Annotated in this window: 21 protein-coding genes and 1 pseudogene; 10 read left to right on the top strand and 12 right to left on the bottom strand. The window is 61.2% G+C overall.

Going from position 1 to position 25,527, the window contains the following annotated elements; all coding sequences use genetic code 11:
- Positions 1–130: 130 nt before the first annotated feature.
- From JG739_RS31085 to ggt, 3 genes are all read left to right on the top strand, one after another.
- The gene (locus JG739_RS31085; RefSeq protein WP_202364631.1) at positions 131–2,233 is read left to right on the top strand and encodes a bifunctional rhamnulose-1-phosphate aldolase/short-chain dehydrogenase; all 2,103 of its coding nucleotides are present in this window, start codon (positions 131–133) and stop codon (positions 2,231–2,233) included.
- Between the two features lie 150 nt (positions 2,234–2,383).
- Positions 2,384–3,676, top strand: coding sequence for an L-rhamnose catabolism isomerase (gene rhaI / locus JG739_RS31080; RefSeq protein WP_202364630.1), 1,293 nt, complete (start codon positions 2,384–2,386; stop codon positions 3,674–3,676).
- A 412-nt stretch (positions 3,677–4,088) separates the two neighbouring features.
- The gene (ggt, locus tag JG739_RS31075; protein ID WP_202364629.1) at positions 4,089–5,822 is read left to right on the top strand and encodes a gamma-glutamyltransferase; all 1,734 of its coding nucleotides are present in this window, start codon (positions 4,089–4,091) and stop codon (positions 5,820–5,822) included.
- A gap of 153 nt (positions 5,823–5,975) precedes the next feature.
- Here ggt and JG739_RS31070 read toward each other — a convergent pair whose 3' ends face one another.
- The 3 genes from JG739_RS31070 to JG739_RS31060 all read right to left on the bottom strand — a co-directional run bounded on the left by JG739_RS31070 (position 5,976) and on the right by JG739_RS31060 (position 8,133).
- Entirely contained in the window at positions 5,976–6,320 is a 345-nt protein-coding gene (locus JG739_RS31070; RefSeq protein WP_370463479.1) for a hypothetical protein, read from the bottom strand.
- A gap of 563 nt (positions 6,321–6,883) precedes the next feature.
- Positions 6,884–7,408 carry a hypothetical protein gene (locus tag JG739_RS31065; RefSeq protein ID WP_244749648.1) on the bottom strand — a complete coding sequence of 175 codons (525 nt, stop codon included), beginning with the start codon at positions 7,406–7,408 and terminating at the stop codon, positions 6,884–6,886.
- 194 nt (positions 7,409–7,602) lie between these two features.
- Complete coding sequence (locus JG739_RS31060) at positions 7,603–8,133, bottom strand: class I SAM-dependent methyltransferase (protein ID WP_202364628.1); 531 nt, start codon at positions 8,131–8,133, stop codon at positions 7,603–7,605.
- Between the two features lie 643 nt (positions 8,134–8,776).
- On the opposite strand from JG739_RS31060, the gene JG739_RS31055 reads away from it, so the two are divergent.
- From JG739_RS31055 to JG739_RS31040, 4 genes are all read left to right on the top strand, one after another.
- Positions 8,777–9,565, top strand: a complete 789-nt coding sequence (locus JG739_RS31055; protein ID WP_202364627.1) for an NYN domain-containing protein — start codon at positions 8,777–8,779, stop codon at positions 9,563–9,565.
- Positions 9,566–10,032: 467 nt separating this feature from the next.
- The gene (locus JG739_RS31050; RefSeq protein WP_244749647.1) at positions 10,033–10,878 is read left to right on the top strand and encodes a type IV toxin-antitoxin system AbiEi family antitoxin domain-containing protein; all 846 of its coding nucleotides are present in this window, start codon (positions 10,033–10,035) and stop codon (positions 10,876–10,878) included.
- Positions 10,875–11,084 (top strand): nucleotidyl transferase AbiEii/AbiGii toxin family protein, encoded by a 210-nt coding sequence (locus JG739_RS31045; protein WP_202364626.1) that lies wholly within the window; start codon positions 10,875–10,877, stop codon positions 11,082–11,084. Before JG739_RS31050 ends, JG739_RS31045 begins: the two co-directional genes overlap by 4 nt.
- 611 nt (positions 11,085–11,695) lie before the next feature.
- Positions 11,696–12,277 carry a reverse transcriptase domain-containing protein gene (locus tag JG739_RS31040; protein ID WP_244749999.1) on the top strand — a complete coding sequence of 194 codons (582 nt, stop codon included), beginning with the start codon at positions 11,696–11,698 and terminating at the stop codon, positions 12,275–12,277.
- 11 nt (positions 12,278–12,288) lie between these two features.
- Here the strand turns inward: JG739_RS31040 and JG739_RS31035 are convergent, their stop codons facing one another.
- Both JG739_RS31035 and JG739_RS31030 read right to left on the bottom strand, forming a co-directional pair.
- A complete protein-coding gene (locus tag JG739_RS31035) occupies positions 12,289–14,514 on the bottom strand; it encodes a recombinase family protein (RefSeq protein ID WP_202364473.1) in 2,226 nt (741 codons plus the stop codon).
- Positions 14,507–14,665 (bottom strand): hypothetical protein, encoded by a 159-nt coding sequence (locus JG739_RS31030; RefSeq protein ID WP_202364472.1) that lies wholly within the window; start codon positions 14,663–14,665, stop codon positions 14,507–14,509. The genes JG739_RS31035 and JG739_RS31030 overlap by 8 nt, the downstream gene beginning before the upstream one ends.
- A 360-nt stretch (positions 14,666–15,025) precedes the next feature.
- On the opposite strand from JG739_RS31030, the gene JG739_RS31025 reads away from it, so the two are divergent.
- The 3 genes and pseudogenes from JG739_RS31025 (at position 15,026) to JG739_RS31015 (ending at position 17,283) form a co-directional block, all read left to right on the top strand.
- Positions 15,026–15,943 (top strand): group II intron maturase-specific domain-containing protein, encoded by a 918-nt coding sequence (locus JG739_RS31025; protein WP_244749641.1) that lies wholly within the window; start codon positions 15,026–15,028, stop codon positions 15,941–15,943.
- A gap of 84 nt (positions 15,944–16,027) precedes the next feature.
- A pseudogene (locus JG739_RS31020) lies at positions 16,028–16,816 on the top strand (nucleotidyl transferase AbiEii/AbiGii toxin family protein); the annotation flags it as partial.
- A gap of 80 nt (positions 16,817–16,896) precedes the next feature.
- A complete protein-coding gene (locus tag JG739_RS31015) occupies positions 16,897–17,283 on the top strand; it encodes a 3'-5' exonuclease (RefSeq protein ID WP_172234340.1) in 387 nt (128 codons plus the stop codon).
- A 44-nt stretch (positions 17,284–17,327) separates the two neighbouring features.
- Here JG739_RS31015 and JG739_RS31010 read toward each other — a convergent pair whose 3' ends face one another.
- From JG739_RS31010 to JG739_RS30980, 7 genes are all read right to left on the bottom strand, one after another.
- Positions 17,328–18,188 (bottom strand): ABC transporter permease, encoded by an 861-nt coding sequence (locus JG739_RS31010; protein ID WP_202364625.1) that lies wholly within the window; start codon positions 18,186–18,188, stop codon positions 17,328–17,330.
- Complete coding sequence (locus JG739_RS31005) at positions 18,185–19,126, bottom strand: ABC transporter permease (RefSeq protein WP_172374760.1); 942 nt, start codon at positions 19,124–19,126, stop codon at positions 18,185–18,187. The genes JG739_RS31010 and JG739_RS31005 overlap by 4 nt, the downstream gene beginning before the upstream one ends.
- Complete coding sequence (locus JG739_RS31000; RefSeq protein ID WP_202364624.1) at positions 19,126–20,085, bottom strand: ABC transporter ATP-binding protein; 960 nt, start codon at positions 20,083–20,085, stop codon at positions 19,126–19,128. Before JG739_RS31000 ends, JG739_RS31005 begins: the two co-directional genes overlap by 1 nt.
- Positions 20,082–21,113: an ABC transporter ATP-binding protein gene (locus JG739_RS30995; RefSeq protein WP_202364623.1), complete on the bottom strand. Its 1,032-nt coding sequence runs from the start codon at positions 21,111–21,113 to the stop codon at positions 20,082–20,084. Before JG739_RS30995 ends, JG739_RS31000 begins: the two co-directional genes overlap by 4 nt.
- Positions 21,114–21,118: 5 nt before the next feature.
- The gene (locus JG739_RS30990; protein WP_202364622.1) at positions 21,119–22,681 is read right to left on the bottom strand and encodes an ABC transporter substrate-binding protein; all 1,563 of its coding nucleotides are present in this window, start codon (positions 22,679–22,681) and stop codon (positions 21,119–21,121) included.
- A gap of 190 nt (positions 22,682–22,871) precedes the next feature.
- Positions 22,872–23,663 carry a DeoR/GlpR family DNA-binding transcription regulator gene (locus tag JG739_RS30985; protein WP_010913596.1) on the bottom strand — a complete coding sequence of 264 codons (792 nt, stop codon included), beginning with the start codon at positions 23,661–23,663 and terminating at the stop codon, positions 22,872–22,874.
- A gap of 54 nt (positions 23,664–23,717) precedes the next feature.
- Entirely contained in the window at positions 23,718–25,424 is a 1,707-nt protein-coding gene (locus JG739_RS30980) for a pyridoxal phosphate-dependent aminotransferase (RefSeq protein WP_202364621.1), read from the bottom strand.
- Between the last annotated feature and the right edge of the window lie 103 nt (positions 25,425–25,527).

The raw sequence follows: 25,527 nt of genomic DNA, 5'->3' as shown, positions 1-25,527 counted from the left end.
ATAAATCCATTGTGCAGTGCAATATGATTGATATTGATCGTTTGTGATTGACAACGCCGCCGCTTGCGTAGAAATTCGGACCAAAGGGGTCGCGCCTTTTTGCGCGTCTCACGTCACGGGAGGATTACCTATGCTCGACAAGCGCTCCGGCACGCGCCTCGCCAATCTTTGGGATGAGGCGAAGGTCCTTGAAATGAGCGAGCCGGAACGTCTCGTCTATCGCTCGAATGTCCTTGGCTCCGACAAGCGCGTCACCAACTATGGCGGCGGCAACACCTCCTCAAAAATCTGGCAAAAGGATCCGCTCACCGGCGAAAGCGTGGAAGTGCTGTGGGTGAAGGGCTCGGGCGGCGACAGCGCCTCGATTAAAATAGACGGCTTCGCCACGCTCTACATGGATAAGTTGCGCGCGCTTAAGGGTCTCTATCGCGGCCTCGAGCACGAGGACGAGATGGTCGGCTATCTGCCCCATTGCACCTTCGATCTTAACCCGCGCGCGGCCTCGATCGACACGCCGCTGCATGCCTTCGTGCCGAAGCCGCATGTCGACCACATGCATCCCGACGCCATCATCGCGATTGCCGCCGCCAAGGATTCGCAGGCGCTGACCAGGGAGATCTTCGGCGATGCGATCGGCTGGCTGCCATGGAAGCGCCCGGGCTTCGAACTCGGCCTGTGGCTGGAAAAATTCTGCCTCGAGAACCCTGAAGCCAAGGGCGTAGTGCTGGCAAGCCACGGCCTGTTCACCTGGGGCGACAGCCCTCGGGAATGCTACGAGACGACGATCTCGGTGATCAACCAGGCGATCGAATGGTTCGAACGCAAGTCTGAAGGCAAGCCGATCTTCGGTGGTGAAGTCGTAAAATCGCTCGACGCACTGGCGCGTCGCGCCGTTGCGGCAAGACTGATGCCGAGGATCCGCGGCCTGATTTCGGAGAAAAGCCACAAGCTTGGCCATTTCGACGATTCGCCGGCCGTGCTCGAATTCGTCAATTCGAAGGATTTGCGCCCGCTCGCGGCGCTCGGCACCTCCTGCCCGGATCATTTCCTGCGCACCAAGATTCGGCCGCTGGTCATCGAATTCGATCCCAAAAATCCCGATGTCGACGCCGTCATCGCTCGCCTCGCCGACGATTTGGCGCAGTATCGCGTTGGCTACCAGGCCTATTATGACAGGTGCAAGCATGCGGATTCGCCACCGGTGCGTGATCCGAACGCCGTGGTCTATCTGATGCCCGGCGTCGGCATGTTCACCTTCGCCGGCGACAAGGCGACGGCGCGCATTTCGGGCGAATTCTACGTCAACGCCATCAATGTCATGCGCGGCGCCTCGACGGTGTCGACCTATGTCGGACTGCCCGAGCAGGAAGCGTTCGACATCGAATACTGGCTGCTCGAAGAGGCAAAGCTGCAGCGCCTGCCCAAGCCGAAATCGCTTGCCGGCCAGATCGCGCTGGTCACCGGCGGTGCCGGCGGCATCGGCCGGGCGACGGCCAACCGGTTGCTGCGCGAGGGCGCCTGCGTCGTGCTGGCCGACATCGACGAGACAGCCCTTGCCAGCGCCAATGACGACTTGGCCAAGGCCTATGGCAAGGATTTCGTGCGGCCGGTGGTGATCGACGTCACCTCAGAGGACCAGGTGGTCTCCGGTTTCGCCGAAACGGCGGTCGAGTTCGGCGGCATCGATATTCTGGTGTCGAATGCCGGCCTGGCAACCTCGGCGCCGATCGAGGAGACGACGCTGGCGCTGTGGAACAAGAACATGGACATCTTGTCGACCGGCTATTTCCTCGCTTCGCGCGAAGCATTCCGGCTGTTCCGGGCGCAGAAGATCGGCGGCAATGTCGTCTTCGTCGCCTCCAAGAACGGGCTTGCGGCATCGCCCAACGCCGCGGCCTATTGCACCGCCAAGGCCGCCGAAATCCATCTGGCGCGCTGCCTGGCGCTGGAGGGCGCGGAAGCGCAGATCAGGGTCAATGTCGTCAATCCCGACGCCGTGCTGCGCGGCTCGAAGATCTGGACCGGCGAGTGGAAGGAACAACGCGCCGCCGCCTACAAGATGTCGACCGACGACCTCGAGGAGCATTATCGCTCGCGCTCGATGCTGAAGCGTTCGGTATTCCCCGAAGACATCGCCGAGGCGATCTATTTCTTCGCCTCCGACATGTCGGCCAAGTCGACCGGTAACATCGTCAATGTCGACGCCGGCAACGCCCAGAGTTTTACGCGCTAGCTTTTACCCTCCCCCTTGTGGGGAGGGTCGGCGGGCAGTCACCGCGAAGCGGGGAATGCCTGACGGGGTGGGGGTACCCCCGCCCGGCCTTGCGGGCCACCCTCCCCACGAGGGGCAGCGCCAACCGAAAGCATTTGGGAGGAAGCACCCATGTCCGAAACCATCATCTCCGCCGACATCGTCGACAAGGACAACGCCGCGCGCGAAGCCGAGCTCAAGCGCGATTACGATGCACTCGGCGAACGCCTCGACCGCCGCGGCATCGCCGTCGACGCCATCCGCGACAAGGTCGAAAAATTCGCTGTGGCGATCCCGTCCTGGGGCGTCGGCACCGGTGGCACCCGCTTTGCCCGCTTTCCCGGCGCTGGCGAGCCGCGCGATATCTTCGACAAGATCGAGGACTGCGCCGTGATCCGGCAGTTGACGCAGGCCACACCCACCGTCTCGCTGCACATTCCCTGGGACAAGGCCGACCCGGACCGTCTGAAACAGGCGGCCTCGCGCTTCGGCCTTGGCTTCGACGCCATGAACTCCAACACCTTCTCCGACGCCAGTGACCAAAAACTGTCCTACAAGTTCGGCTCGCTGTCGCATGCCGACGCCGGCACCCGCCGGCAGGCGGTCGAGCACAATCTCGAATGCATCGAGATCGGCAAGACGCTCGGCTCCAAGGCACTGACGGTATGGATCGGCGACGGCTCGAACTTTCCCGGCCAGGTCAATTTCGCCAAGGCGTTCGAGCGCTATCTCGACGCGATGAAGCAGATCTACGCCGGACTGCCTGACGACTGGAAGCTGTTCACCGAGCACAAGATGTACGAGCCGGCCTTCTATTCGACGGTCGTGCAGGATTGGGGCACCAACTACATCATCGCCAAGGAACTCGGCGACAAGGCCTTCTGCCTGGTCGACCTCGGCCATCACGCGCCCAACGTTAACATCGAGATGATCGTGTCCCGGCTGATCCAGTTCAAGAAACTCGGCGGCTTTCATTTCAACGATTCGAAATATGGCGACGACGATCTCGACGCCGGCTCCATCGATCCCTACCGGCTGTTCCTCGTCTTCAACGAACTGGTCGATGCCGAGCTTTCCGGTGCCGAAGGTTTTGATCCGGCGCACATGCTCGACCAGAGCCACAATGTCACCGATCCGATCGAAAGCCTGATGCTGTCGGCGGTCGAGGTGCAGCGCGCCTATGCGCAGGCGCTGCTGGTCGACCGCAAGGCGCTGGAGGTCTATCAGGACGCCAATGACGCGCTGATGGCGACGCAGACGCTGAAAGCCGCCTATCGCACTGATGTCGAGCCGATCCTCGCCGTGGCGCGGCTGAACACAGGCGGCGCCATCGATCCGGTCGCCGCCTACCGAGCCGCCGGCTACCGAGCCAAGGTCGCAGCGGAACGGCCGCCAGTTGCAAGTGGCGGCGGCGGGATTGTTTGAGTGCGGCCTGAAACGAAAAACCCGCCTGAAGCGAAAAGGCTTGCCTGCCTTCAGCGTTGGAAGTTGGCGAAAACCGACGGCGAAATCCGATCTCCCCCGCTTGCGGGGGAGATGTCCGGCAGGACAGAGGGGGGGTGGGAAGGATCGCGGCTTCATCCAGCTTTGGTTCCTCGCCCCACGAAAGTGGGGAGAGGTGGCTCGGCGAAGCCGAGACGGAGAGGGGGCTGCGCTCTACCAAGCCCCCTCTCCGGCCGCTTCGCGGCCACCTCTCCCCCGCTTCGCGGCGGGCGAGGAACCCAGGTCTTGAGAGTTCGTGGAAGGTACAAGCCTCGCCTTTCTCGCATCATTGTCAGTAGACTCGCCCGCTCTAACAGTTTCTTCTAGGCGCGTCCCACGCCTCGGAGAACGGGCCATGCACCGCCGCACCCTAATCGCACTCAGTCTTTCCCTCACCTTGACCTTTGCGCCGCTGGCGGCCGCATTGGCCGCCTCGCCGCAGCCGGCGAAGGGCGAGCATGGCATGGTGGTGACCGCCCAGCATCTGGCGTCGGAAGTCGGCGTCGAGGTGCTGAAGAAGGGTGGCAACGCCGTCGATGCCGCAGTCGCCGTCGGCTACGCGCTGGCTGTGGTCTATCCAAACGCCGGCAATATCGGCGGTGGCGGCTTCATGACCATCCGCTTCAAGGACGGCCGCTCGACGTTCCTCGATTTCCGCGAGCGCGCGCCGCTCGCCTCGACGAAAACCATGTATCTCGACAAGGACGGCAAGCCGATCAAAGGCGCCAGCCTCGACGGCTATCTCGCTGTCGGCGTGCCGGGCTCGGTGGCCGGCTTCGAGACCGCCCGGGAAAAATACGGCACGCTGACGCGGCAGGACTTGATGGCGCCGGCCATCCGCTATGCCAGGGACGGTTTTGTGCTGGAGCAGGGCGATGTCGCCTCGCTCGAAGGCGGCGCCGAGCGGCTGGCCAGGGACCCGGCCGCGGCCGCCATCTTCCTGAAGCCGGACGGCAAGCCTTATGTCGTCGGCGAGCGCCTCGTCCAGGCCGATCTCGCCGCTTCGCTGTCGGCGATTTCGGAACGCGGTCGCGATGCCTTCTACAAAGGACCGATCGCCGACAGCATCGTCAAGGCGAGCGCGCAAAAGGGCGGTATTCTGGCCAAGGCGGATTTCGAGACCTACGCGGTCCGCGAGCTAAAACCGGTGACCTGCAGCTACCGCGGCTATGAGATCACCTCGTCGCCGCCGCCGAGTTCGGGCGGCGTCATCATCTGCGAGATCCTCAACGTGCTGGAAGGTTACCCGCTGTCCTATCTCGGTGCGGGCTCTGCCGAAACCGTCCGGGTCATGGTCGAGGCGATGCGCCATGCCTATGTCGATCGCAACTTGGCGCTCGGCGATCCCGACTTCGTCGACAATCCGGTCGAAAAGCTGCTCGACAAGAACTATGCGAAAGAAATCCGCGAAAAGATCGATCCGTTCCGGGCCGGCGTGTCGCAGGATCTGATGCCGAAGGGTTTTGGCGAGAGCCAGGAGACGACGCATTATTCGATCGTCGACAATGACGGCAACGCCGTCGCGGTGACCTATACGCTGAACGGCGCTTTCGGCGCCGCCGTCATCGCCGACGGCACCGGCATCCTGCTCAACAACGAGATGGACGATTTCACCCAGAAACCGGGCGTGCCCAATCTCTACGGACTGGTCCAGGGTGAGGCGAATGCGATCGCCCCGAAGAAGACGCCGCTGTCGTCGATGAGCCCGACCATCGTCGCCAAAGACGGCAAGCCGTTCATGGTCATCGGCAGCCCCGGCGGATCGCGCATCATCACCATCACGCTGGAAGCGATCGTCAACGTCGTCGATCACGGCATGAACATCCAGGAGGCGATCGACGCGCCGCGCATCCACCACCAATGGCTGCCCGACACGGTCTATGTCGAACCGTTCGGCCTGTCGCCCGATACCGAAAAACTGCTCGCCGGCATGGGCTACCGCCTCGATGCCGCTGAGGCGACCTGGGGCCAGGCGGCCGGCATCCTGATCGGCGGCAAGAGCCTGGCCGAGATCGAGAAGGGCGGCGGCGCCCGCTACAACGGCGCTATCGACAGCCGCGCCGCATCCGGCGAGGCGATCGGATATTAGAATTCGCGCCCGGGTCTGTTGAGATTCAGGTCAGGCCGCGCCGAGAACGATGGTTTCCGAGAACCGGAACGGAGCGTACTTTCTGTACGCGAGTACCGAAGCGCAGGAAACCACCGTTCGCAGGCCGGCATCACCTGAATGTCGGCAGACCCGTCAGATGACCAGCGTGATGGTGGACGCAATCAGCAACACCGCCGCGATGCCGACGAACAGGGCATAGATACGCGGCCGATCGAGCAGCAGCGCATTTCCCGATATCCACGCCGCGGTGGCGCCGCCAAGCGCGTAGAGAAAGCCGTTGCGGTGCCCCAGGGCCAGGTTTGCGGCCATCAAGCCGCCAATGATGAGAGCGCCGAACACGATGATGACGGCGACCGCGTATTTCTCGAAATCGTTGCTGGCCACACCCGGACCCATCACGTTCAACGTCGTCAGGTCGTCCGGGTCGAAAGGGCTGGCCGACCCATATTCGTCTTGACCGGCAGGCTCGTGCATCATTCATTCTCCTTGAAGCGGCAACAAATCATCAAGCCTTGCCGAGTGCAACCGGATCGCGACGCGTTCAATGCGATCGGCACGGTCTTCAACACTTTCTGGCCGCGGTTTGCTACCGTCTTGCTGGATTTAATGCATGTCGCGCAAAGCTGTGCAGTGGTTTTGCGGTAACGACATGCAAAAAAACAACAACCTGAAGCGCGTCGCCCGGTCGAACGCGACGCGGTTCAGGTCGGATCGTGCTGTCGTTCCAGGCGATCTGTCGGACCGGAATCGCCAGTCGGGGCGTTTTGACCTGAAAGTCCGCCGCTCTGGAGGCGGTATGAACCTTCGGCCTGACCGCGCGTGACGTGCTGGTGGCCAAGATCGGGCCGGTGGTGAAGATTGTCGGTTGTGGAGAGTGGCCGGCGCCATGTTGGGGGGCGTTGGGGTAGATTGCCTGATGGGCGCCGGCCAAGCGGAAATCAGGTCCGCCGCGAGCAAACATAACAGGAATTGCGCGGTATGGCAGTGGTGTGATCGCGGAAGACGGTTCGCGCTTTCCCGGTGCGGTGTCCCATTATCGGTCAATCAGTCTGGCACCTGAATTGCACTGTAAGCAATGCCGGGGCAACGGCCCGGAAGTTGTTCCCTAATATCGGGCCTCGCCGCTTCGCAAATGGAGCGGCAGGCAGTTCGAACAGTTTGGCGCCATTCTCCTGGCCCCGCTCGACATAGCCGATTATCCGGAACCATTTTGCGACGTCCGGCCTCTGGAGCCAGCTGCGCGAGTGAATGGGGAGGTTGCCGGCGAGTGCCTGGATATGGCGAATGTGCCGCTTGCAGAACCGAACGGTCGCGGCGCTGAAGAAATCTTCCTGCGCGGCGAACAGCGTATCAGCAGCGTCGCTATTCTCGTGCCAGGCGATGAGCGCTACGGTTTTTTCGCCCTGCACGAGCGCGTGAGCACGGCCTTCCTTCAAGTTCATCATCAGATTGTCGTAGGCGATCTTGCTGTCCTTGCCGGCCGCGACGTACTCGTCCGATATCCGCTTGGACAGATCACGGAAAACATTTTCCAGATCTCCAACCGTTGCTGCGCGTGCTCTCATTTCGCCTCCTGGAGCCCCAGCGGTCAGTTTGCCCTAAGGACAGGGGATCACCAAGCAAATCAAATCCGTCATCCGCCCAATGCGAGCAAAGATGTTTCGCCGGGCGAGGCCGCCATGATGCGCTCAGGTCAAGTGATTTTGCCGATAGGAGCGGAAATGCGTCTGGGGTCGCGTGACATCGCCATCCGCCCGGCCTAGTGGCGATGATACGCCAGAACTGTACTGCCGCGTGGCGACGTGTGGCGATCAGATAAGATGAACCCAGCACTCTCGATCAAAGACTGAAGCCGGATGTCGTCTTCGTCGGGGACTCGCGCCACAATCGTCTGTGCGCGGTTGATGATGTCGGTGAAGATGCGATCGGCTTCCTCCTGACCCAACCCCCTGCGGACATGCTGGTACACAGCGAGAAGAAGCACGATATCGTAACGGTCATCCAGAACAGATTGAAGCTTTCGGCTGCCTAGGTTCATGGTGTCAAATCGACTTTCTATGTTCGATCCTAGAAAGATGGAACGCGCCACGCGGGTGTGTGGCTTTAGAATGTCAATGCCGTGGATGTAGGCCGGTCTGCGTTTGGCGATTTCATAAGCGACGATGCCCATATTGCAGCCAACATCAAGGATCGTAATACCGGAGTAGTTTACCCCGCATGAAAATAATCCATCGAGCCGATCGTCCCATGTTCCTGCGCTATATTTCTTGTGCGATTTCCAAAAAGGCACGACTATCCTTTCGTGTCCTGGACCAAAGTCGAATTTTATCTGCGCCCGCTAGCATTTTCCGGCAAAGTCCAACGAAACGTCTGTCGGACGGTTAAGCAATTGCCATGAAAAATGGTGCCAGAGGCGGATTCGAAGTAAATGAAATCTGGTTTTGCTTTCAAATGTTTGTGGTTCGCATAGCCACGGCACCTACCAACAGGACTACCAACAAAATATTTCTGTGGATTAGTTTGGTTCCCAAACCTCGCTCTGCACGCTACGACGCCGGCATACCTGCACCTTATCTCACAAGCCGATAGCGGTTGCTACTTGGGGTGGCCCAGTTCGTCCCCCTCAATGACATCCCATGATGCGGGGGGGAGACCGCTACATCGCGAGACCCACTATCGACGAAGCACTCTTCTGCTATCGGCGACGGTCAGCAAGAGCGTAAACGTCGTCGAAGATCGATCGAAATTAGGTGGCAGGGTCCCCACGGGCTCGATAGGCCAACTGCCCCTCGCCGTGCACCCGAGGGCGCTGCCTGAACCACAATCGTGCGCACATCGCACATAGATGCTATCAATGAAGATGCGCAGGGAGGGCGAACAATCGAATGGAGAATGAGGACAGGTCGCGAACCAGATCTGATCGGCGAATCGCCTTGCTCATCGATGCGGACAATGTGTCCCACGGCAAGATCGCAGCGATACTGGCGGAACTTTCAAAATACGGCACGGCCAATATCCGCCGCGCCTATGGCGACTGGGCAAGCGCCAATCTCAGGAACTGGAAAGACAAGCTGCACAATTTTGCAATTCGGCCCATTCAACAGTTCACCTATTCGGCCGGCAAAAACGCCACCGATATTGCGCTTGTGATCGATGCAATGGAGCTTCTCTACACGCAAAAGCTTGACGCTTTCTGTTTGGCTTCCAGCGACGCCGATTTCACACCATTAGTGATGCAATTGAAGGCCAATGGACACGAAGTCTACGGATTTGGGGAACGCAAAACGCCCACTCCCTTCATCAATGCCTGCACGACTTTCCTCTACCTCGATAGCCTGGACGATGCTGAGCAACCGACAACTCCTGAAGCCCCCGGCGAGAAACCAAAGACCAAAGCGGAATCGGCGGCCAAATCTAAAACGCCCGCCGAAAAGTCCGCCGACAAGCGAACGGGCAAATCTCTGTCGCAAGATACGACCCTCATGACGATTCTGCGTGGCGCTGTGGAAGCCACGGCGCAAGACGATGGATGGGCAGCTATGTCATCGGCAGGAAGCGCAGCGAAACGACAGGCGCCCATCGATCCACGAAACTATGGGGTCAAGAATTTTCCGGCACTTTTCGCGGCGACTGGCCTCTTCGACATAATGAAGATGGAGAATGGGCAGAGCTACGTCGCAGACAAGCGGAACAAGGACCGCTCACCATTGCCGAGCCGATAGGGATAAGAAATTCCATCATTGCCGTTGATGGCCAAGGCGCCGGCGAGCGCTTTTCTTGCCTTCTAACACCACTACCAACGACAGGCCGAAGCTTACATCTCTCCTCTGGGTATCGCAGGCCGGTTACCATCAAGAAGCGCCGCAAAGCTGATGCGAGCATGGGCTAACTACGTCAACCCGGTCAAAGCCGAGAACGTGGTGCCTATTCACGAACGTTTCTCTGTCTTAGATTCTCGTCGCCCGCCCCGAAGCCGCTTAGGGGGCGTCTCCCGCGGGCGACTCGATGAGGAGGTCAGTCGCGACCTACCTCAAGCGCGTCCCCGCAACCAATTAACCGTCCCGGTCTAGCCGGGGCGATTTTTTGCGTTTTAAAGGCCCGGTCTCCTGCCTATTGATCTGTTCGCTCTACTTCGCACTTATCGCGAAATTGGAGAGACACAGAAACGGCTGAAACTTCATTGCTTTAGTTGCAAAAATTCGCAGTTTTTGCTAAATTAACGCAAATGACGAAAAGTCCTTCCCGTCTTCCCCAAGGTCGTTCCCAACTTGTCCGTGTGCTGTCCGCGGCGGGCGACGTCATTCACGTCGATGATGTAGTGGCTGCGCTCCAACTGGACCGCACCGCCGCCGCCCAGCGATTGTCGCGCTGGGTCGAGCAGGGATGGCTGAGCCGGGTGGGCCGCGGCGCCTATGTTGCAGCGTCAATTGATACGATGGGGTCGGATCGCGTCCTTGATGATCCATGGGTGCTCGTCCCCGCGCTCTTCGCGCCAGCCTATATCGGGGGTCGCACCGCGGCCGAGCATTGGGACCTCACCGAACAAATCTTCAAGGACATTCTCGTGATGACCGCACAGGCTGTGCGGCAGAAGCGCCAAGAGAGACACGGCACGCTTTTTTCGTTGAAGCACATCGATGAGCGGAAGCTCTTTGGCACGAAGAGCGTCTGGCGCCATCAGACGCGTGTGCCCGTATCGGACGTGCACCGTACGATCATCGATATGCTGGATGACCCAGCGATCGGCGGCGGAATCCAGCACCTGGCCGATTGCCTCGCTGCCTACCTACGCCGTGGCGACCGCGACGACGAGAAGCTCATCGAGTACGCGGTGCGTCTCGCCAATGGCGCCGTTTTCAAGCGCCTGGGCTTTCTTGCGGAACGCTCCCCCGAAGGAGCGGCGCTGGCGCGCCTTTGCGAACACCATCTCAGCGGCGGCCACGCCAAGCTCGACCCCGCCCAGGATGGGCCGCACGTCGTGACAAAGTGGCGACTGCGCGTTCCCCCGAGCTGGGCTCGCGAGGGAACGACATGATCGAAAAGCGCGAAATCCTCGCCATCGCCCAGCAGACATCCCTCACGCCACATGTCGTTGAGAAGGACTACGTCCTCGGATGGATGCTTGCCGGTATCTACCAACACGAGGATCTCGTGGAGAATTGGGTGTTCAAGGGCGGCACGTGCCTGAAGAAATGTTTCTTCGAGACCTATCGCTTTTCCGAAGACCTCGGTGCGCCGTGACGGCGCGGGAGGGTAGTATGACATAGTTAGAACCCCTCCTAGCTTTGCTGATTTTCGACCGACGGCTGCAATGCCGTCCCTTTCGTGGGAACAACGAAAGGAAGGGGACCGAAAAGCTGGACCGGGTGTCGCCGGTTCGGTGCCATAAGCAGATCGGTCTGAACTGTACCGGACGGAAGCCATCACTACCGGGCCGGGCTACCGCAGTGCTCATGGTGAGACAACGAAGTGCGTGACTGAAGCCTCTGAATATCCGAGAAGTTTCCCAACCGTGATGGCGGGGGAGACAAACAGAGCGATCAGACATGGCAGGGCTCAATGTTCCCTGCTGAGGGGTGCGAGAAATACGCACTCGGGGTGGGCGAGTTCCTTCAACCCACTCTCCGTATCGCCAGGGGTATAGCGCACCACCTACAGGCACGAAGGTTGAAAATCGGAACACGGGAACCTGAACCGTCTGCCCGGCAGGAACCGGGCTAGCCGCGACGACCGGAGACGGGCGTGTTCAGGGGCGGAGCCTCCGTAGTAGTCCGAGTCCAGGAAAGCTGGGCACATGGCGAAGGGAGGCAGGAAGACGATCGGTTGGCATGACGGAGGAGTGATCTGTGGACATGGATCATCAGGCTGATGAAGCTTGGGTACTCGGCGTTCAGCGCAAACTGTATCAGTGGAGTAAGGCGAATCCCGACGAACAGTGGCGGGACATGTGGGGCTGGCTGACAGACTCGCGCATGCTTCGTCACGCTTGGCGTCGCGTGTCCACCAATAAGGGCGGGCGCACGGCCGGGGTCGACGGGATGACCGTAGGACGCATCCGGAAGAGAGGAGAGCTACGCTTTCTCGACAGGCTTCAGGCTGAACTGCGCTCTTGCGCGTACAGACCGAGCCCGGCGAGGCGCAAGCTCATCCCCAAAGCCGGTAAACCGGGGCAGTTCCGGCCCCTGGGCATTCCCACGGTCAAGGACCGCGTCGTACAAAGCGCGGTCAAAACACTTCTGGAGCCAATCTTCGAGGCGCAGTTCTGGCATGTTTCCTATGGGTTCAGGCCCGGACGGAGCACGCACGGCGCCTTGGAGCATATCCGACGGGCTGCTCAGTCGCATAAACGCGGCGGGGATACCCGGAGGCACGGGATGCCATATCCGTGGGTCATCGAGGGAGACATCAAGGGCTGCTTGGATCCATTGTCATAATGCCCCCTGGTTCATGAAGTGTGTTCGAAGAGGGTGGGATCGTGATCTATGGTCTTGATCCATAAACCTTTTCTCTGTCCGCGGACGATATGGACGGCGTCCAGTTCGCCGCGTTTTATTCGCTGCAACAAACTTTGGCGGGAAAGCCCGAGGGTGTCCATGGCATCGCGGATCGGTTCAAAGCCGTGGCCGGGTGTGGTGAGGAAGCGGGCCTTGAGCTCCGGGGTTAGGCGAATGCGCCAGGGCGCGCCGGGCGTGATTTGTTCGCCCTGGATCAGGCCGTCGTTGATGTGGCGGTGGAGCGTCGACGGCGCCACGCCGAGGCTGGCGGCGGCCTGACGGACGGTGACGATGTCGCCGTTGGCGGCCGGCGGCTTGGCCTTGCAGACAGGAATCTTCCAGTGGTTGCGCAGATAGCCGACGCGATTGGCATCGAAGCGGTGGCCGTACGCCGTTCGGCGACCCTGGCGGTTGAGGACGCCGGCGATGACGGCGTCGGGGTAATGCGGTGCCAGCCGCCGCAGCAGCGCCAGCGTATCTTCGTCGGTACGAACCGTCGCCGGTCGCGAGCGCGGTAAGGCGACGGTGAGGCGGCTCGTAGCATCGCCCTTCCAGCGCAGCACCAGACGCGCCGCTGCCTCGCCGCGATCAATATGGAGGGTGACCTCCTCGAGGAGAGTGCGCAGCAATTCCTTGCGGTCACGCGGCGTGGTGGTGGGCGCGTGCCAAACGCTCGCCAGATCGGCCCCGAGGGCAAGCAGCTTTTCCCGCTCCGTGGCCGACAGGACGCGCGGACGCTGCTCCTCGCGCCGCGCCAGTTCCGCCTTTGCCGCCTCCAGTGCGCGCAGCGCCTCCTCCCACTCCTGCTCGAGCCTGCGGGCGACCAGGCGATTGTCGGGATCGACGGCGCAATAGCGGCGCTCGGCGCGGTTGACGACGAAGACGGCGCGCTCCACGTCGAGCCGCCATTGCTTGAGGGCCGCCTCGCGATCGTTCTCCAGCCGCTCGGCCGCTTCGAGCGTGGCGGTCAGGCACACCGGCTCCAGCGCTTCCAGGAAGGCCGCCACCACGGCTTCATCGATCTGCCCGCCGCCAACATTGAGGCAATGGACGCCTCTGCCCTCGACGACCACCTTGCCGGGACAATGGTAGCCCGGCGTCACGGTGCGGCCGCGATAATGGGTGTGCAGCCGTCGCCCGCAATGGCCGCAACGGGCAATGCCCTGCAGCAGGGCGCCGCCCTCTCTGGCGGCGCCACCGGCCTGTTCCTGCGCCTTGGCGTGCGTCCGGGGCTGGGTGTTGGCCGCCATGCGCTCTCGATTGGCCTCGAAGGTCGGCCAGTCGAGATAGCCCTGGTGGTGGTCCTTGATCAGCACTTGCCAGTCTTCCATCGGCAGCTTGCGCATCCGCTTGCGCCGCGCGCCGGTTTCGTCGAGCACCGTCTCTCGGCGATTCTTGCCATAGACATAGGCGCCCGCATAGACCGGATTGGCAAGCACGCTGTGAATGGCGTGGTAGCTGGCCTCGCCCCAGCGCAGCTCTGTGCGTGCATTAAGCCACAGCGGGAACTTCATTCCTTGCTCGCGGAACCACAGCCACACGCGGCGCGCCGAGCCGAGCTCGGCAAAGCGGGCAAAGACGGTGCGGATGGCATGGGCGACGGCCTCGTCGGGATGGATCAGGATCTCGCCGTCTTCGTCCCCCCAGATGAAGCCGATCGGTAGGCCGCGGCGCAATTCGCCGCGCGCTGCCTTGTTGCGGATGCCGCCATCGAGGCGGGCGCGCAGGACGTGCAATTCGGCCTCGCTCATGGCGCCTTTCAAACCGAGCAAAAGTCTATCGTTGAACAGGGCCGGGTGGTAGATTCCGTCGGCATCGCCAATCAGCGTATCGGTCAGCCCCGCCAACTCGATCAGCCGGTGCCAGTCGGCATTGTTGCGCGCCAGTCGCGAAACCTCCAGGCCAAGCACGATGCCGACCCGGGCCAGCGCCACCTCGCTGGTCAGCCGGGCAAAGCCGGCGCGCATGACGCTGCCTGCGCCGGACAGGCCGAGGTCCTCGTCGATGACCAGGACACGCTCGTCCGGCCAACCCAGCTCGCGCGCCCGCTCGGCCAGCCCGTATTGTCGCTCGGTCGATTCACGGTTGTTCTCCACCTGCGAGGCGCTCGACTGGCGCAGGTAGACGACAGCCAACCGGGCCTGGTGACCGGCGGCGATTTTGCTGTGTTCAGTCATGACCGGCCTCCCTCACTGTCAGCATGCGCGCGATCACGAGGGCGAGCCGGCGCAACGCCTCCGCCCGCGCCTCGGCGTCCAGCGTCTCCCAGGCGGGTGGGTCGGGAGGCCGCTTGCGGTCTTCCTCGGCGAATCTCAGCTTCAGTTGCATGTCGCTCCTCCTTGTCATCGGGCGGCGACTCGCCGCGCCGCTCAAGAAGAGCGTCGGTCAGAAGGCGCAGATGCAGAAGGTCTGAAATCCGCCCAATGCTGGAGTGATTTGCTGGCGAGGCTGTGGAACCACCATCCATGCCCCCGAGATCCGTCCACGCCACGGGAATGTAGGTCCGGCTGCCGTCCGGCAATTCTACAAGCAGCGTTGGCTCGCCGCGGCGTTTGAGTCGGCTGATTACGGCCAGAGGCCGCCCTTCAAAGGCGTGGCCCTCCCGCATGATCGTTGCCGAGGCGGGAAGGTCCTGGTGATGGGCAGTCTGGAGATGTTTCCTTTGACAACATCAACCATCACTATCTGATGGAACGGCTACGCAAACGCGTCGCCGACCAGCGGGTGGTACGGTTGGTCGGGCAGTTCCTGAAAGCCGGCGTGCTGGCGGAGGAGCAGTTCTTCCGCACGGAAGCCGGAACCCCGCAAGGTGGGATCATATCACCGCTGCTCGCCAACATTGCGCTCAGCGCGATTGAGGAGAGATATAAACGGTGGGTGCATCCTGATCTGACGGGGAGGTCTTCACGACAATCGATACTCTCGGCGGCATCGGGTAGACGTATGTGGGATCGCAAAGCAGGGCACTGCGTGTGCTTCCCTGTGCGCTATGCAGACGACTTCGTGGTGCTGGTTTCCGGCACGCAGGAACAGGCCATCGAGGAGAAATCCGCGCTGGCAAAATACCTGCGGGAAACAACGGGCCTTGAGTTGTCACCGGAAAAGACGAAGATCACCGCAATGACGGACGGGTTCGAGTTCCTCGGATTCCGCTTCGTCATGGAATGGGACGGGCGCTACGGATATTGTGCACGCGTACAAATCCCCAAGGCCAAGTCCCTCGATCTCCGTCACAAAGTCAAGGAGTGCACTGGGCGTGACAGCGCGAGAGGCACCCTTGGTGCAAAGCTTCAGGAGCTTAATCCCATCCTGCGCGGATGGGCGAATTACTTCCGCTTTTGCTACGGAGCCAGCAACGTGTTTACCAGCCTCGACTGGTACACCGGGGATCGGCTCTGGCGCTGGCAACGGAAAGTTCGCCCAAACGCCAACGCGAGCGAAATCGCAAAAGGCCGACAGCGTAGCAGTCGCCGTCCGACGGTGAGACTGTGGCGCGATGGGTCCGTCGAGCAATATATGCTCGCATGGACTCTCGTCTGCCGGTTTCGTCTGGCGTGGATGGGAACGCCAAACTTCGCCACGTCTTCTGGCGAGCCGGATGCATAACGAAAGGTGCACGTCCGGTTCTGCGAGGGGTGGTGAGAAACGGACCGCTGCAAGGCGGCACCGCGCTCGCCACCTACTCTACGCCTAACATACGACATCCGGCCGATTGCACCCGACTTGGTGGGCGACGACGGCGAAGCGTTGCCGGAGACCCGTAGCGAGGAAAAACGCTGGTCCAGTGAGGTGCGTAAGCGCCTGCCCAATTGGGTTGAAGGAAGCGTTCAGCCGATCATCGCAGATGCGCTCGCGGCTGAAGCTTTGGCGGCCGCCATCCGCGTCGAGGGCGAGAAGCTGTTCATCGATTACGAAGCCGCGACGCCTGGCTCCGGCTATGTGGCGCCGAGCGTGATGCTCGAATTCGGAGCACGATCGACGGGCGAGCCCGCGAGCTTGCGCGACATCGCCTGCGACGCGTCTGGCCTGATCGAGGGCGTGACCTTTCCCACGGCTCGTCCACGCGTGATGCATGCGGAGCGAACCTTCTGGGAGAAGGCGACGGCCATCCATGTCTTCTGCCTGCAGGAGCGCCGGCGCGGCGATCGCTTTGCTCGTCACTGGCACGATGTCGCGCGGTTGGACGAAACCGGTTTTACCCCGTCCGCCTTTGCTGATCGCGATCTGGCGAACGCAGTGGCGCGCCACAAGACCATGTTCTTCGCCGAGAAAGCGCCCGATCGAACGCCCATCGATTACGCGGCGGCTGTCAACGGCGGTCTGCGGCTTGTGCCCGCAGGCGATGGTCTGAAGGCGCTTGAAGAGGACTACGCCCGCATGGTCGACGACGGGCTTCTTCTGGAAGACGCGGAGCCTTTCGAAGCGCTGATGGCGCGATGTGCCGATATCGCCGAGCGAGCCAATTACATCCGCGAATAGAAAAAACTGGGGGGGCGGCGCCGTGCGAATTTCGCGGATCAAAATTACAAACTTCGCCAATCGGCGCGCTGCGGGCGGGAATGCTCGATGCGCTGATGGCGGCAGAGCCAAGCCTCGCCGATCAGCGCGAACAGGTGGTGCGCATGTCGGCGGCGCTCGCTGTCGGCGGGCCGCTCGCCGACCTGGATCTGGCGAGCCTCGGTGGACGCGACGCGTCGCCTCTCCATCTTAATCTGTTGACGCCGCACTCGGCAAAGGGCTGCGAAGATGATGTCGTGATCATGGTGGGACTCGATCTGGGCGGTTTGCCCTGGCGCAACGAGCAGCCGGCGGCGCGACGCGAAAGCCGACGGCTGTTCTATGTTGGCCTGACGCGGGCCCGCGACGAGATCCATATGCTGTATTCCGGTTACGTCGATACCGGCCGCGGGCGAAGGTTCGGCACCCCGTCCCGTGCAAGAGCGTAGCCGTCGACAAGTGTGGAGATCAGCTCCTTTGCATTGGGAAACCGTTATTTGAGGGTCGGGTCGAGCTTATCGCGCAACCAGTCGCCGAGGACGCTAACGGCAACGGCCGTCATGACAATGACGAGGCTTGGAGCGAGCAGCATCCAGGAGGCGCGCGTGATATACTCGCGGCCGGCCGCGACCATGACACCCAGGCTGGTCATCGGCGGTTGAACGCCGAGGCCGAGGAAGGAGAGTCCGCTTTCCACCAGGACGATTTCCGGAAAGGTCACCGTCGCCGCCACGATAAGCGTCGCCGCGCTGTTGGGCAGGATATGCCGCAGATAGACACGCAGCGGATGGGCGCCGAGTTGGCGCGTTGCGCTCGCATAGCCCTGCGCGCTGGCGGTGATTGCCAGTCCTCGTGCCAACCGCGCATTCCGCTCCCAGCCATAAAGTCCCATCAGGGCGACGAACAGCGTCAGCGAATTACCGAAACAGGCGAGCATTGCCAGCGCCACGATTAGAAATGGTAGCGAAGCCTGTACGTCGATCATTAGCAGCAGGGCATGCTCGACGAGCCCGCGGAAATACGCGGCGATGAAGCCAATCCCGGTACCGACCAACACGCTGATCGCAGTGGCGCCGAAGGCGACCAGCAAGCTGGTGCGGATCGAGTAGAAAAGACGCGAGACCACGTCACGGCCCAGATCGTCGGTTCCCAGGACGTGTAGCATCGTTCCGCCAAAGCCGACGGGCGGCGCCAGGCGATGGCGCAGGTCGATGGAAGTGATCTCATGGGGAGCCATCAGCGGCGCGGCGAGCGCCGTGAGGAGCATGAGGAGAACCCAGCCCACAGCAAGGAGTGTCGGCAGGTCCACCGAGCGAGGCGGCGGACGGTTGGTTTTTACAGTTGCCGTTTTCATTGCGATCCTGAGTTTGTTCCACGCAAGCGCGGATCGAACACGCCATAAAGCAGGTCCATCAGCAGGTTGGCCGACGTCATGGTCAGCGCCACGAGAAGGAGGATGACCTGCACCACGGCGAGATCACGGTTCGCAACCGAAACCACCAGCAATTGGCCGATGCCGGGCCAGCCGAAGACGCTTTCCACCAGTACGGCGCCCGCGACCTGGCCGCCGAGCATCAGGCCGAACAGCGTCAGCACAGGAATGATCGCATTCGGAAAGGCATGGTGGCGAACCACCTGCCGCCACGTCACGCCCTTGGCGCTGGCCGCCACGATGTAGAGCTGCGACAGAACTTCGATCATGGCGCTACGCGTGAAGCGCGCGATAATGGCCGCCCCGCCCAAACCAAGCGTGAGCACCGGCAGTACGAAGCTTTCCGGCCGATCCGCGCCGCCGGACGGGAACAGGCCGAGCGTCACGGAAAAGATCAGGATCAGCAATAGCCCGAGCACGAAGCTTGGCACGGTGAAGCCGAACACGGTCAGCATCATCACCGATCGGTCGACCCAGGTGTCGCGATGCATGGCGGCGTAGGCGCCGACCGGAATGCCGATTAGCATCGTGAGCGCCAGTGCCGGCAGCATCAGCGCCAATGTCAGGGGCGCGCGCTCGAACACAAGCTGCAGGGCCGGTTTTCCAGCCAGCATGGAATTCCCGAAATCGCAGTGAAGTGCCGCCAGGACATAGCGGACATACTGCACATACAGAGGCTGATCGAGCCCCCAATGCCGACGAAACGCCTCAAGATCCGGGGCGCGGGCGCTGGGACCGAGTATCTGCAGCGCCGGGTCTCCCGAGGCCCGCAGCACCACGAATGTAAAGGTCACCACGATCAGGATGGACAGGCCGGCACGCAGGACCTTGGGGCCGGCGAAACGAAACACCGCACTCATCAATGCCTCACCAAATGGCAGGCGACCTGCCGTTCCGGTCCTAGCGGCAGGAGTTCGGGCAGGCTCTGGCGGCAGACATCGCGCGCAAGTGGACAGCGTGGATGAAACGGGCATCCGCACGGCCGATCGGTGGGGCTTGGCGGTTCGCCTGGCAACGCCACATAATGATCGAATCCGCCCGGAAGCCTCGGCATGGCCGAGACGAGCGCCTGCGTATAGGGATGGGCGGGTTGATCGATAATGGCGTCGGCGCGCCCCTGCTCGACGACGCGGCCAAGATACATGACGACGATCCGGTCGCTGACATGGCGAACGACCCGCAAGTCATGGCTGATGAACAAGAGGCCGAGCCCGAGCTCCTGCTGAACATCCATGAGCAGATTGACGATTTGCGCCTGGACGGACACGTCGAGCGCCGAGACCGGCTCATCGCAAACCAGAAGCGAGGGTTTTGGCGCGAGCGCCCGCGCAAGCACGACGCGTTGGCGCTGGCCGCCGGAAAGCTGATGCGGATAGAGCATGCCATGGTCTTCGCCGAGGCCGACGCTGTGGAGAAGCTCGGCCACGCGTTGCTTGCGGCTTGCCGGATCGCCAATTCCGTGAATCGCCAGCGGCTCGGCGACGAGAGCGCTGACAGTCATTCGGCGATCAAGCGCTGCCAAGGTGTCCTGAAAGACCAGCTGCATTTGGCGCCGCTGCGCGCGCCACCTTCTGCTGTCGATGCGCGGCAGCGGCAAACCCTGAAACAGCACACCTCCGCTGTCCGGCGGCTCCAGACCGAGCGCAATACGGCCGGTGGTGGACTTGCCGCATCCGGATTCGCCGACAATGCCGGTCGTCCGGCCCATCTCGACATCCAGCGACACGCCATCGACTGCTACAAGATATTTCCGCGGTCCGTAGAGTGGCGAGCCGAGGGGAAAGCGACGGGTGATGTTGTTGAGACGCAGCAGGGTCATTGATACGTGCCGGCGTCCAAACGAAGGCAACGCACCGAATGCCGCGCGGCGACCTGCCGCGGTTCCGGTCGGCTCGTGCCACATGCCGTGATCGCGTGCCGGCAGCGTGGCGCATAGGCGCATCCCGGCGGCAGATTGCGTTGTGGCGGCGCGCCGGCAATGGCGGTCAACCGCATGCGCGGACCGTGCGAGGGCGGAATGGCACCGATCAGGTCGCGTGTATAGGGGTGTTCCGGCGCGGTCAGAAGCGTGTGTTTCGGCGCCGTTTCGACGATCTTGCCCGCATACATGACGCATACCCGGTCACAGACGGCCGTCACCGCGGCGAGATCATGGCTGATCATGACCAGCGCCATGCCAGTGTCACGTTGAATATCTTTGAGCAGCAGCAGAATCTGCGCCTGCACGGTGGCGTCGAGCGCGGTCGTTGGCTCGTCGGCGATCAGCAGTTCGGGCCGGCCGGCGAGCGCGATGGCAATCATCACCCGCTGGTTCTGGCCGCCCGACAGTTCGTGGGGGTAGGTGTTGAGCCTGCTTGCCGCAGTGGCTATGCCGACCTGGTCGAGCAGGCGGCAGGCCTCGGCTCGGGCGGCGGCACCGCTGAGGCCCCGGTGCAGGCGAAGCGCTTCGGTGATCTGCGCGCCGATGCGATGCACCGGGTTCAGCGCGCTGGCCGGATCCTGGAAGATCATGGCAATGCGTCCGCCGCGCACCCGATCCAAAACGGATTGTCGTGCGCCCACAAGATCGAGATCACCAATCCTGGCCTCGCCTCCGATCTCGGCGGATTTCGGCAGCAGGCCAAGAACCGCCCGCCAGGTCACGGACTTGCCGCAGCCGGATTCGCCGACGATACCCAAGGCCTCGCCTTTGTTCACAGCGAGATCGACACCGTGCAGCACAGGCACATCGCCGAACGCCACCCTCAAGCCAGCAATGCTGATGGCAGGTTTGGTGGCGGAAGCCCCGATGTCATGGGCCGGCAACAGCGCGGCGCCCGCGCTGTCCTGGAAAGACTTATGCAGCATGGAACTCAGGCCACCGGCTCAGGCGGCATCTTCGGACCGAGATACATTTGCGGCAACGGGTTGGGCTGCCAGCTGACATCCGCCTTCTGCCCATAGATGAAGGGCATGGAGTGCAGCGGCGTGATGCAAGGGTCCTCGATCTCGACAATGTCCTGCATCCGTTTGAAGGCCGCCTGGCGCTTGGCGAGATCGGTCGTCGTTTCAAGCTCGTGACCGAGCGCGTTAAACTCGGCATTGGTCCAGCCGCCTGTTGACTGGAGGTCATTGGTCGGACCGATAATCTGCCACAGCATGGAAACGGGATCGGCGTAGAAGGCGCCGCCGGACGTGTCATTGATGCCGCCAATGTCGCCGACCTGCGTCCAGTTTTCACACATGATCAGCTTGACGTTGATCCCGGCAGCCTTCCACATCTCGACAAGCGCCTGGTTCTCGGCGAGCTGCATCGGATAATAGGTGCCGACGGAAGGGTAAGGGATTTCCTCGCCCCTGTAGGATGACTTGGCGAGCAGTTCCTTGACCTGCGCCGGATCATAGGACACCCCCTTGCGGTCGGGGTCGTTGATCTCGCTGAAGATCGGTAGCTGCCAGCTGGTCAGCGCTTTCGCCCGGCCGTCCCAGAGGCCGTCCGCCAGCGCACCGCGATCGATAGCGAGAGCGAGCGCGCGACGCAGATCGACATCTTTCAGGATGGGAGTCCTGAGCGGAGCAAATGTGAGAAAGCGGAACCACATGGCTTCGCCACCAACAATCGAGAGGCCGTTGACTCCCTCAATTTCGGCAATGTGGTCCGGAGTGATGTCTGTGACGATATCGTAATCGCCCGACTTCAGTCCGGCGATGCGCGCGGCGATTTCCGGCAGCCGCTTGAAGCGGATCGAGGCAAATGGCGGCTGGCCTCCCCAATATTCGTCGTGCGCCACCAGTGTGATCTCGTCCCCATTGCGGACCTCGCCGATCTTGTAAGGGCCGGTCCCGATCGGCTTCGCCGCCCAGGCGTCGTAGCTGCTGGCGCCAGCCCGTGCCCTGGCGCTGATGATCTGCGTGCCCCAGGCGCCGAGCCGCTGGGCGAAGACCGGATCCTCTGTCCTGGTGATCAAACGGACAGTGCGATCATTGATCTTCTGCACATCGGCGAGCGAGGAGAGGAAGTTGGCAAACACGGCCGCGCCCGGCGCTTTTTCGCCGCGCAGTCGATCCGGCCCGAGCGAGAAGACAACGTCATCCGCCGTCATTGTGGAACCGTCATGAAACTTCACATTGTCGCGCAACGTGATCTCATGGATCGTGGCGTCGATTTGCTTCAATGATGTCGCGAGCGCGAAATTCAGGCGAAAATTGTCGTTGTAGTCGGTCCGTAAAAGCTGATCGAAAATGCTGTATTGCACCCGCCAGGAAACGTTGGCGATGGAGGAGCCGTCCACCGGTTCCAGAATTGTGCGCAGGTCCTGAACGGCAATATTGAGGTTCGGCCGCCGGCCGGTTGCCGCCATGATCGTGTTCGGCAATGCTATTGCGCCAGCCGCCATGGCGGTCATGCCGAGAAATCTGCGACGTGTCGTTTGCATATCAAAATCCCCTCTCTTTCAGTCGGGATGACAATCGGAGCGAATGAAATCCGCTCCCGAGACGGGCTGAGACATAGCGCAGTTATGTGACGGTTTTTTGCAGGTTTGAGACGGATTGTGTTGGTTATTGAAAACAAGAGGAAAAAAATGTTTCACAATTGGGGCAGCCGTGCGGGCTGAAAGCAGAGGATCAAGTAGAGACCAGTGCGGGGTTGTGACGGTTTTGCGGATATAGAACTTCAACACCGGCGGCTTCGATCTTGTCCAGCATGTCCGATGCAGGCCTCCGGTCGGTGATGATCGCGGTAATCGCCGAATGGGGCAGGATGCGGTAGCGCGCCGACAAGCCGAATTTGCTGTGATCGGCGAGAATGACAATTTTCCGTGCTTGCTCGCAGAGCGTCGCAGCAAGCTCCTGTCCGACCTGTTCATGGTCGAAGACGCCATTCGGATGCACCGCATTGACGCCGATAAATGCGACGTCGATCTGCTGTTCGCGGAGTGTACGCAAGGCGGTGAATCCGCTTACGGTCCGGAAATCGACATTGAAATCGCCCCCCAGCATGACAACGCGATGCCGATGGCCTTCGGCCGCGGCGATGGCAGTATCAACCATGTTGGTGACGACGCGCATTTCCGGCAGGGCCGATATGCGGCTGGCCAACGACAGAATGGTGCTGCCGCCCCCGAAAAAGAGATTCTGACCGGGCTTCAGAAGACCCAGGGCGATCTCAGCGATGGTGCTTTTTTCCGCGCGCTCGGAAACAGCTCGCGATGAGATGGCCAGCAGCTTTGGCTGTTGCGTTGCGACCGCGCCACCATGGACCCGTGCGACCAAGCCATCCTGCTCGAGCCGTTTGATATCCCGCCGCGCAGTCTCTTCTGAAATATTGAACCGCTGCATCAAATCTCGGATGCGCACTTCGCCATTCGCCTGGATGATTTCAACGAGCCTTTTATGACGATTGTAACTAAGCGACATGCTTCTCTCTCTCGCGGCATTCGAAAAAAGACCATTCAGTTCGCTGCGCAAATGTCACGTCAGGGCGTCACTCTCAGAGGCCGTTGAGCGGCTTAAGGTGCGCCGCAGGGTTTTTGCCAGCCTTTCGTTTTCCGTCCGACTTCGAACCGTCAGGCGCAGATATCGATCTGCGTCGTTCATGGCTTGATAGCCGCATTCTCTTACGAGGACGGATTCGAACAGAACGAGGCGGCGCTTGAGCTCGGCAGCGGATACCGAATTTTCAGGCAGCCGGCACAAGATGAAATTCGTTTGCGAAGGTACGACGTCGAGGCCCGGTACCGTCCGCAGCTCCTCGATGAACAGCTCTCTATCTTCTCGCAACATCTCTAGACTGTGTTCCAATTCCTCTGCGAATTCGGGAAGCAGGAACAGTGTGTATTCCGCAATGCCGTTAATGTTCCACAGCGGCAGTTTCCGGCGCACGGCGGCAACGAGGGTGGGATCGCCAGCCATGAGGTAGGCGAGCCGGATTCCGCCAAGTCCGAAGGCCTTTCCAAGGCTCTTCACCACGATCAAATTGGCACAGGACGGAACCAGATTCTCAACGCTGTTTGGTCGGCCATCAGCGGGAAAATCAATGAACGATTCATCCACGATCAGCCGTCGCCCTCGAGATCCTAGGGCCTCCGCCAGCCATGCCACGTCAGCATGATCAACAAGTCGACCGGTCGGATTGTTTGGATTTACAACGATTGCCGTATCCGCGCCTCTCGCCAGTACGAATTCCAGGAAAGCTCGAACGTCGAGATCGAAATAGGGCGGGGTGAGGACGAAGTTGTTCTTTTGTTCGTCATCGAGAGGTGTTTGAAAGCCGGCGAACGTCGGCACGGGAATCGCGATTGTTGGGTTCAGCGTTGAATAGAGCGCCTGGATGAGGTCGGTCACCCCGTTTCCGACTGCAATAAAGTCCGGCTGCTGCGAGGTCATCGTGCCAACAACTGAAGCGATATCGATCTGCTGAGAAGGATAGCATGTCAACACGCCCTCGAGCCTCGCCGCCAGCCGATCGTAAAAAGTCTTGGGAGGGAAGCGGGTATTGCAAAGAAGCATGTGCTCGGCGATTGGCTTGCGCCAATAACCTCCGACGCTCGTTTCCAGACGCCGCAGCACGTTCTCTTTGTCACACCGAAATTCCGCGATGGATGCGTCGACACCGTCGCAAATATCGAGCAGCTTGGAGCCGGCAGTCAGCACATTGCCAGGCAACGCTACGTCCAGCTGGGACAGGCCCGCGACTAACCTGCTGAAGGCCTGATGCAGAGATGCCGCGGCGCGGCTTTCGGCCAGAAGATTGCGTAGAACATCAGCACTCAATCGATAAATCCCGGTCGGCGCGTCGGGCCGCCAAGCGGAGCCGCGCAAACCCTTGTTGGTATTGATACCGTCAAGAACCTCACTGTCGAAAAGCGGTGTTCCCCATATCAGGAGAGTATCGCCATCATGTTGGCGGAACTTCTCAATGAGATCGCCGTCATGCGCGTCGTGCCACGAAAGCGTATTTGTGCTGTCCTGCAGGCGGAACCCATCGAATGTGCCGCTACTCAAGTTTTCAACGAGAGTGACATCTTCAATGCCGTTTTCGACACAGGCGTTGACTAGACGGTCCAAGAGCGGCTGACCGTTGATAGGAACCAACGGCGCATCGTAGCTGCCACTCCACAGATGTATTTTTGGCCCTGCGAAATCGAGGACAAAAATAGCACGGGTCGTATCGGCCACCTCGGACTCCTTTCTTCTGAAGGAAACAAAAAGAGCGCGTAGAAGCGCCCATTCCCAAAATCAAAACGACCCACTGGCGCTCGAAGTATCCCGTGATGCGTTC

Origin of the sequence: Mesorhizobium sp. L-2-11, assembly GCF_016756595.1 — a bacterium.
Taxonomy (GTDB): Bacteria; Pseudomonadota; Alphaproteobacteria; order Rhizobiales; family Rhizobiaceae; genus Mesorhizobium.
Note: the sequence above shows the minus strand (reverse complement) of the source record. Positions and strands in the feature narration are given on the sequence as shown.

Coding starts and splice junctions, on each gene's coding strand:
- JG739_RS31085 (WP_202364631.1), top strand. CDS start 131: ATGCTCGACAAGCGCTCCGGCACGCGCCTCGCCAATCTTTGGGATGAG.
- rhaI (WP_202364630.1), top strand. CDS start 2,384: ATGTCCGAAACCATCATCTCCGCCGACATCGTCGACAAGGACAACGCC.
- ggt (WP_202364629.1), top strand. CDS start 4,089: ATGCACCGCCGCACCCTAATCGCACTCAGTCTTTCCCTCACCTTGACC.
- JG739_RS31070 (WP_370463479.1), bottom strand. CDS start 6,320: ATGATGCACGAGCCTGCCGGTCAAGACGAATATGGGTCGGCCAGCCCT.
- JG739_RS31065 (WP_244749648.1), bottom strand. CDS start 7,408: ATGAGAGCACGCGCAGCAACGGTTGGAGATCTGGAAAATGTTTTCCGT.
- JG739_RS31045 (WP_202364626.1), top strand. CDS start 10,875: ATGATCGAAAAGCGCGAAATCCTCGCCATCGCCCAGCAGACATCCCTC.
- JG739_RS31040 (WP_244749999.1), top strand. CDS start 11,696: ATGGATCATCAGGCTGATGAAGCTTGGGTACTCGGCGTTCAGCGCAAA.
- JG739_RS31035 (WP_202364473.1), bottom strand. CDS start 14,514: ATGACTGAACACAGCAAAATCGCCGCCGGTCACCAGGCCCGGTTGGCT.
- JG739_RS31030 (WP_202364472.1), bottom strand. CDS start 14,665: ATGCAACTGAAGCTGAGATTCGCCGAGGAAGACCGCAAGCGGCCTCCC.
- JG739_RS31025 (WP_244749641.1), top strand. CDS start 15,026: ATGGAACGGCTACGCAAACGCGTCGCCGACCAGCGGGTGGTACGGTTG.
- JG739_RS31015 (WP_172234340.1), top strand. CDS start 16,897: ATGCTCGATGCGCTGATGGCGGCAGAGCCAAGCCTCGCCGATCAGCGC.
- JG739_RS31010 (WP_202364625.1), bottom strand. CDS start 18,188: ATGAAAACGGCAACTGTAAAAACCAACCGTCCGCCGCCTCGCTCGGTG.
- JG739_RS31005 (WP_172374760.1), bottom strand. CDS start 19,126: ATGAGTGCGGTGTTTCGTTTCGCCGGCCCCAAGGTCCTGCGTGCCGGC.
- JG739_RS31000 (WP_202364624.1), bottom strand. CDS start 20,085: ATGACCCTGCTGCGTCTCAACAACATCACCCGTCGCTTTCCCCTCGGC.
- JG739_RS30995 (WP_202364623.1), bottom strand. CDS start 21,113: ATGCTGCATAAGTCTTTCCAGGACAGCGCGGGCGCCGCGCTGTTGCCG.
- JG739_RS30990 (WP_202364622.1), bottom strand. CDS start 22,681: ATGCAAACGACACGTCGCAGATTTCTCGGCATGACCGCCATGGCGGCT.
- JG739_RS30985 (WP_010913596.1), bottom strand. CDS start 23,663: ATGTCGCTTAGTTACAATCGTCATAAAAGGCTCGTTGAAATCATCCAG.